Origin of the sequence: Moorena sp. SIO3H5 (assembly GCF_010692395.1) — a bacterium.
GTDB lineage: Bacteria > Cyanobacteriota > Cyanobacteriia > Cyanobacteriales > Coleofasciculaceae > Moorena.
Genome location: NZ_JAAHHS010000498.1, coordinates 1 through 5,091 on the forward strand (window position 1 = coordinate 1; position 5,091 = coordinate 5,091).

12 protein-coding genes are annotated in these 5,091 nt (G+C 43.9%); 3 read left to right on the top strand and 9 right to left on the bottom strand.

What is annotated here, in order from left to right; translation table 11 throughout:
• The first annotated feature begins 192 nt into the window (after window positions 1-192).
• On the top strand, window positions 193-651 hold the full coding sequence (locus F6K52_RS32155; protein ID WP_293088481.1) for a hypothetical protein: 459 nt from the start codon (window positions 193-195) through the stop codon (window positions 649-651).
• 31 nt (window positions 652-682) lie between these two features.
• On the opposite strand, the gene F6K52_RS32160 is transcribed toward F6K52_RS32155, so the two are convergent.
• On the bottom strand, window positions 683-877 hold the full coding sequence (locus tag F6K52_RS32160) for a cyanobactin class RiPP (RefSeq protein WP_293088483.1): 195 nt from the start codon (window positions 875-877) through the stop codon (window positions 683-685).
• Between the two features lie 164 nt (window positions 878-1,041).
• On the opposite strand from F6K52_RS32160, the gene F6K52_RS32165 reads away from it, so the two are divergent.
• Window positions 1,042-1,170 carry a hypothetical protein gene (locus F6K52_RS32165; protein WP_293088485.1) on the top strand — a complete coding sequence of 43 codons (129 nt, stop codon included), beginning with the start codon at window positions 1,042-1,044 and terminating at the stop codon, window positions 1,168-1,170.
• Between the two features lie 9 nt (window positions 1,171-1,179).
• Window positions 1,180-1,440 carry a hypothetical protein gene (locus F6K52_RS32170; RefSeq protein ID WP_293088487.1) on the top strand — a complete coding sequence of 87 codons (261 nt, stop codon included), beginning with the start codon at window positions 1,180-1,182 and terminating at the stop codon, window positions 1,438-1,440.
• Between the two features lie 44 nt (window positions 1,441-1,484).
• Here F6K52_RS32170 and F6K52_RS32175 read toward each other — a convergent pair whose 3' ends face one another.
• The 8 genes from F6K52_RS32175 to F6K52_RS32210 form a co-directional block, all read right to left on the bottom strand.
• Complete coding sequence (locus tag F6K52_RS32175; protein WP_293088489.1) at window positions 1,485-1,619, bottom strand: hypothetical protein; 135 nt, start codon at window positions 1,617-1,619, stop codon at window positions 1,485-1,487.
• An 82-nt stretch (window positions 1,620-1,701) separates the two neighbouring features.
• Window positions 1,702-1,899: a cyanobactin class RiPP gene (locus F6K52_RS32180; RefSeq protein WP_293019716.1), complete on the bottom strand. Its 198-nt coding sequence runs from the start codon at window positions 1,897-1,899 to the stop codon at window positions 1,702-1,704.
• Window positions 1,900-2,105: 206 nt separating this feature from the next.
• Complete coding sequence (locus F6K52_RS32185) at window positions 2,106-2,405, bottom strand: type II toxin-antitoxin system RelE/ParE family toxin (RefSeq protein ID WP_293088491.1); 300 nt, start codon at window positions 2,403-2,405, stop codon at window positions 2,106-2,108.
• Window positions 2,395-2,619 carry an addiction module protein gene (locus F6K52_RS32190; RefSeq protein ID WP_293088493.1) on the bottom strand — a complete coding sequence of 75 codons (225 nt, stop codon included), beginning with the start codon at window positions 2,617-2,619 and terminating at the stop codon, window positions 2,395-2,397. Before F6K52_RS32190 ends, F6K52_RS32185 begins: the two co-directional genes overlap by 11 nt.
• 215 nt (window positions 2,620-2,834) lie before the next feature.
• Entirely contained in the window at window positions 2,835-3,488 is a 654-nt protein-coding gene (locus tag F6K52_RS32195; RefSeq protein ID WP_293088495.1) for a Uma2 family endonuclease, read from the bottom strand.
• Window positions 3,439-3,654 carry a hypothetical protein gene (locus F6K52_RS32200; protein ID WP_293088497.1) on the bottom strand — a complete coding sequence of 72 codons (216 nt, stop codon included), beginning with the start codon at window positions 3,652-3,654 and terminating at the stop codon, window positions 3,439-3,441. Before F6K52_RS32200 ends, F6K52_RS32195 begins: the two co-directional genes overlap by 50 nt.
• Before the next feature lie 196 nt (window positions 3,655-3,850).
• A complete protein-coding gene (locus F6K52_RS32205) occupies window positions 3,851-4,180 on the bottom strand; it encodes a XisI protein (RefSeq protein WP_293088499.1) in 330 nt (109 codons plus the stop codon).
• 154 nt (window positions 4,181-4,334) lie between these two features.
• Complete coding sequence (locus F6K52_RS32210; RefSeq protein ID WP_293088501.1) at window positions 4,335-4,748, bottom strand: element excision factor XisH family protein; 414 nt, start codon at window positions 4,746-4,748, stop codon at window positions 4,335-4,337.
• Window positions 4,749-5,091 lie beyond the last annotated feature (343 nt).

Genomic DNA, 5,091 nt, shown 5'->3' on the forward strand with positions numbered 1-5,091 from the left:
GTATTGGTGGGCATTGCTTATTTAATTGCTCGCCGTTCAATCAAGAGCTTTTTCAGCAATTCCCACCCTACAAGTATCCCGATTGTTACCATCAAATACTCAGAGATTGGGTATTGGTGGGCATTGCTTATTTAATTGCTCGCCGTTCAATCAAGAGCTTTTTCAGCAATTCCCACCCTACAAGTATCCCGATTGTTACCATCAAATACTCAGAGATTGGGTATTGGTGGGCATTGCCTATTTCATTGCTCGCCGTTCAATAAAGATCATTTTCAGCAATTCCCACCCTACAAGTATCCCGATTGTTACCATCAACTACTCAGAGATTGGGTATTGGTGGGCATTGCCTATTTCATGGCTCGCCGTTCAATAAAGATCATTTTCAGCAATTCCCACCCTACAAGTATCCCGATTCCCGATTCCCGATTCCCGATTCCCGACTCCCGATTCCCGATTCCCCTATTTAAAAAGAAAAACCCCAATAGCTGGGGTTTCTCTATCGGAATCACAACATTTGTCAAAAAAGTCTCACCACGGCAAGCATCGAGCAAACACCGTGGCGTGGTAACGGAAGACCCCGAAGTAGCGAGGGTTTCCCGCCAATTTATCGCAGCCAATCGACCGCCCAGCAATGAAAAAAAAGACTTTTGAGATAATTTGCATTAACTGTGATAGAGTAGCTTTACTCGTCCCCGTCCCCCGCAAAAGGATAACAGCTACTCCCAAAAGTCCCCAAGGCCAATGGGGTGATTGACCCACAACTCTCACTGCCCATGCCCTCCGTCAGGGCTGTTTCTTCCAAGCCGGGGATGGGCTTAGCGGTGGTGGAACGTACGATGGGAGATTTTTGGCCAGGCAAGAGTTTTTTCTTTCCCATTATCTTTTGCTCCTGTTAGATTTTGTTTGTTACAGTGCTTAGACTACCATTGGGTAAGGGCGGGGAGTCAAGGGGGGTTTACATTTGTTTACAGTGGGTAATTAAGAATTAAGAATTAAGAATTAAGAATTAAGAATTGAGAATTGGGAATTAAGAATTGGGAGATGGGGAGATGGGGAGATGGGGAGAATTGTAACAGGAGCAATGGGCAAGATGCCTGTTTCACAAAACTATTAATAGGAGCAACAACAGGCAAGATGCCTGTTCCACAAAACTTTGAACAGCCACTATAAAAAAGACTTTTGATACAATTTGCGGCTTGTTTAGATCGACTGAGTCTTACTCAGTGTCGTCCCCTCTCGCGAAAGCCTAACTCTCTGTCTCTCTTGGCGGCGAAGCGAAAGCCGGATAACTCTACCAGCGAGCGATGGGCTTCCCCTGCCCATCCTGTAGTCAGCGGAGCTTCGGACAAGCCGGGGATGGGCTTTGCGGTGGTGGAACGTAGGATGGGAGATTTTTTGCTAGGCAAGAGTTTCTTTTTTCCCATTTTGTTTTGCTCCTAATAATTTTTTAATGAATTAAGAATTGAGAATTAAGAATTTAGAATTTAGAATTTAGAATCGGGAATCGGGAATCGGGAATCGGGAATCGGGAATCGGGGGTTGGGAGTTGGGTATAATTTTAACAGGAGCAACAACAGGCAAGATGCCTGTTCTACAAAACTTTGAACAGCAACAGGCAAGATGCCTGTGCCACGAAACTAATAGCAGCCCCTATAAAAAATACTTTTAATACAATTTGCGGCTTCTTTGATCAACTGAGTCTTACTCAGCATCGTCTCCGGCAAAAGGAGGGCAAGCATAACTATGCAGTGTTTGACACTGTTGGGCGGGTTGGAGCCCCTGGGCTTGCCCGTCCCATCCAGTGGTCAGCTCGGTTTCGGTCAAGCCGGGGATGGGCTTAGCGGTGGTGGAACGTAGGATGGGAGATTTTTGGCCAGGGAGTAATTTCTTTTTGCCCATTGTCGTTGACTCCTCTTTATTTTTAGTTATTTCTAGCCGTTAGAATAGCATCTATTGGGAGATGGGGAGATGGGGCGATGGGGTGATGGGGAGTTGGGGAGTTGGGGTGATGGGGTGATGGGGAGTTCGGGAGAATTGTAACAGGAGCAACAGGCAAGATGCCTGTTCCACGAAACTTTGAAAATTATCCCCAATTCTAATAGCCCCTAACGCATTTGCCACGCATCTGGGGCGCGTCTAATATGTAGCACCGCCAAAACTGTAACGCGATCGCCATCAAGGCGATAGTAAACATAAAAAGGAAAACGCCTGGTTGGTGCTCTGCGAACCTTGGATTTGACTACTGTGTAAGCCTCTGGATATTGAGAGAGTCGCTCTACTACAGTTGTGATTTCTTTTAAAAAGCCTAATGCAGCTTCTGAACTTTTCTTGGCATACCATTCGGCTGCTACATCTACATCTTCTTCTGCACGAGCATCAAAAACAACTTCAAACCTATTGTTCACCGTACTTACGACCCAACCGTTGCTTTACATTCGTCCAAGGTTGCGATCGCTCAGGGTCATGATCGGCTAATCGTTCCTGAACAATATCCATATGCCACTGTGGTGCTATTGTGTCATCTGGTTGAGAGATAAACCAATCCCAAAGGTCACCAATATAATTGATTTGTTCGGCTCTATTGAGTTGATCAAAACCTGTTGGCAAAGGAATTTGCATAGGTTAATACTAGAGGGAGTAGGGAGTAGGGAGCAGATAATAGGCAAGAGGCAATAGGCAAAAAAACCTTTGTACCTCGCTAGGCTAGTAAAACGCTATAATAAATAGGTATTTTTATTAATCTTAGCACGATTACGAGCCATTAAATTAAACTGTTATCAAACAAACTGTTAAACCATCTCCCTATCTCCCCATCTCCCCATCTCCCCATCTCCCTATCTCCCTATCTCCCTATTCCCTACTCCCTGTTGTAAAACTGCTAACACAGTGCCTAGATCTCCGGATAATAAGGCAGATTTCGCCAGCCACAAACCAGGGAAAATTGTTGAAGTCAAAATGCCTGCTTGATCAGGTTGCAACGCAATATATTTACCCTCTTGTAGACAGAACCAATCCAATTCTTGGTCATACACTCGCCAGACTATATACTCCTGCACCTGATTGCGGCGATAGACATTAAATTTTTGGTGTAGATCATACGACGCGCTACTGGCAGCAATTTCAACAATCAGTTCTGGTGCCCCTTCTACATAGTCGTCGTTGCTGATCGTAGATTGTCCATTCTCTTCGATCCGAAGCAGAGCATCGGGTTGGACTTCGTTGTCAGCATCTAGACGCACGGTAGGATTATCCAAAACTTCTACACCAGTAGTGACCGCTTCGTAGGAAACGAGCCATCCCATAATGTGAGCGTGGGGTTTACCATGAGCTTTGGCATGGACAGGAGAAGTCATATAAACACATCCTTCGATTAATTCAGCTTTTTTGACCTGGGGCATAGCGGCGTAGCGCTGCTCAAATTCAAAACGGGTCAGTTTGTCACCGTTTTCCAGGGGGGGTAGGGTTAAGACAGGAGTAGAAATAGTCATGGGATTTACTATCAGTTAGAACTTGTAGGGTGGGCAAAAAAAGTTGGGTTCTTTTGACTATTAGACTTCTTGCAGAAGTAGGGAACAGGGAACAGGGAACAGGGAACAGGGAATAGGGAACAGGGAATAGGGAACAGGGAGCTAAGTCAGCTTGTAGGGTGGGCAAAAAAATTGGGTTCTTTTGACTATTCTAGATAATATAATTTTGCCCACCCTACTTGAATTCTAGGGAAACTTTTGCCTTTTGCCGTCTTGATGCAGTCGCTCATGGGGGAAACCCCCAAGACCGCGCTGCATCGCTTTTGCCTTTTGCCTTGTCAACACCCACGGTTTATGAGACTTATGCAAGAGGTCTAATGTACCTAGCCAACTGCATAGTCAGTGAATTGTCGTTTAAAAGGAGAATGGAAGCCAATCACAATATCTGTTTTAGGCACTCCCAATTCTACTAAACGTTGAGCGATAACTTGTTCTGTATTATTCTGTTGAATGTAGATTTTGCCATCAATAATATCTAGGTGAAGGATAGACCCATAAACCCAATGGTCTTTCACCCAACCCACCTGTAGCAACAAGTAGTGATGGCGTTCGATATCTACAATTGTCTCTATGGGAATATAACCCGATTGGTGTAGCTCGGCTTGCTCACGAATAACGGTTTGGATGATTTCACTGTACTTGTTTATTGCCATTTTATAATCCTAAGCATTCAGCGGTCAGCGGTCAGCGGTCAGAGCTTGTAGGGTGGGCAAAAAAAGTTGGGTTTAAATCAGTATTGTAGAGAATGAAACTTTGCCCACACTACTTCAGTTCTACTTGAGTTCGGATTTTTTTAACTGTAGTTTTTTATTGCCATTGTACAATATCCTCAAGTTCTGGATTATATACAATTAGCCTTAAGCTGTTGATTGCAATCGCTTTTTGAGCAAATCGTCGGATAAAGAAACTTTCGTAAGCATCCTTGGGAATTGCTAAATACAGAATTCTATCAGGTTCGAGTTCCGACAGTGCCATACGATAGTTCAAAAACTGTCCAAGAGCAGTATGAAATTCAGAGATTGCTGAATCGCTCAAAAAGCTTTTAACTTCCACCGCTATCTTATCACGACCCCGTTCAGCCGCAAATAAGCGTTCAGCTCCGATATCAACGTAAAGTGGCACATCCTCAAACTCAATAGAAAGGGGATCATGAGTAATTGTCCAACCCTGCTTCATTAGAGCAGAACGCATGGCATTATGGAAAGCATCTTTAGCTGGCATGTATCAGTTTCCAATATTTTATGCTGACGTGATAAATAGCTTGTAGGGTGGGCAAAAAAATTGAGTTCTTTTGAATATTATAGATAATAAAACTTTGCCCACCCTACTTGAATTCAGATTTTTTTTACACTCAATTTACTCTAAGTTGTAGCTTGTAGGGTGGGCAAAAAAAGTTTGGTTGAAATCAGTATTGTAGAGAATGAAACTTTGCCCACCCTACTTGAATTATGTGTACTGTTCGCGTAGCGTGCGCGTAGCGCATTAACTGTTCGCGTAGCGCTAATCGCTAATAGCTGATAGCTAATAACTGATAGCTGATCCCTTACAACTCTTCTTCTATAGG

Bases quoted from the DNA above. Each gene is read 5' to 3' on its own strand.
- F6K52_RS32195 (WP_293088495.1), bottom strand. From the start codon at position 3,488: ATGACTATTTCTACTCCTGTCTTAACCCTACCCCCCCTGGAAAACGGT.
- F6K52_RS32165 (WP_293088485.1), top strand. From the start codon at position 1,042: ATGGGGAGATGGGGAGATGGGGAGAATTGTAACAGGAGCAATGGGCAA.
- F6K52_RS32205 (WP_293088499.1), bottom strand. From the start codon at position 4,180: ATGGCAATAAACAAGTACAGTGAAATCATCCAAACCGTTATTCGTGAG.
- F6K52_RS32190 (WP_293088493.1), bottom strand. From the start codon at position 2,619: ATGCAAATTCCTTTGCCAACAGGTTTTGATCAACTCAATAGAGCCGAA.
- F6K52_RS32210 (WP_293088501.1), bottom strand. From the start codon at position 4,748: ATGCCAGCTAAAGATGCTTTCCATAATGCCATGCGTTCTGCTCTAATG.
- F6K52_RS32160 (WP_293088483.1), bottom strand. From the start codon at position 877: ATGGGAAAGAAAAAACTCTTGCCTGGCCAAAAATCTCCCATCGTACGT.
- F6K52_RS32180 (WP_293019716.1), bottom strand. From the start codon at position 1,899: ATGGGCAAAAAGAAATTACTCCCTGGCCAAAAATCTCCCATCCTACGT.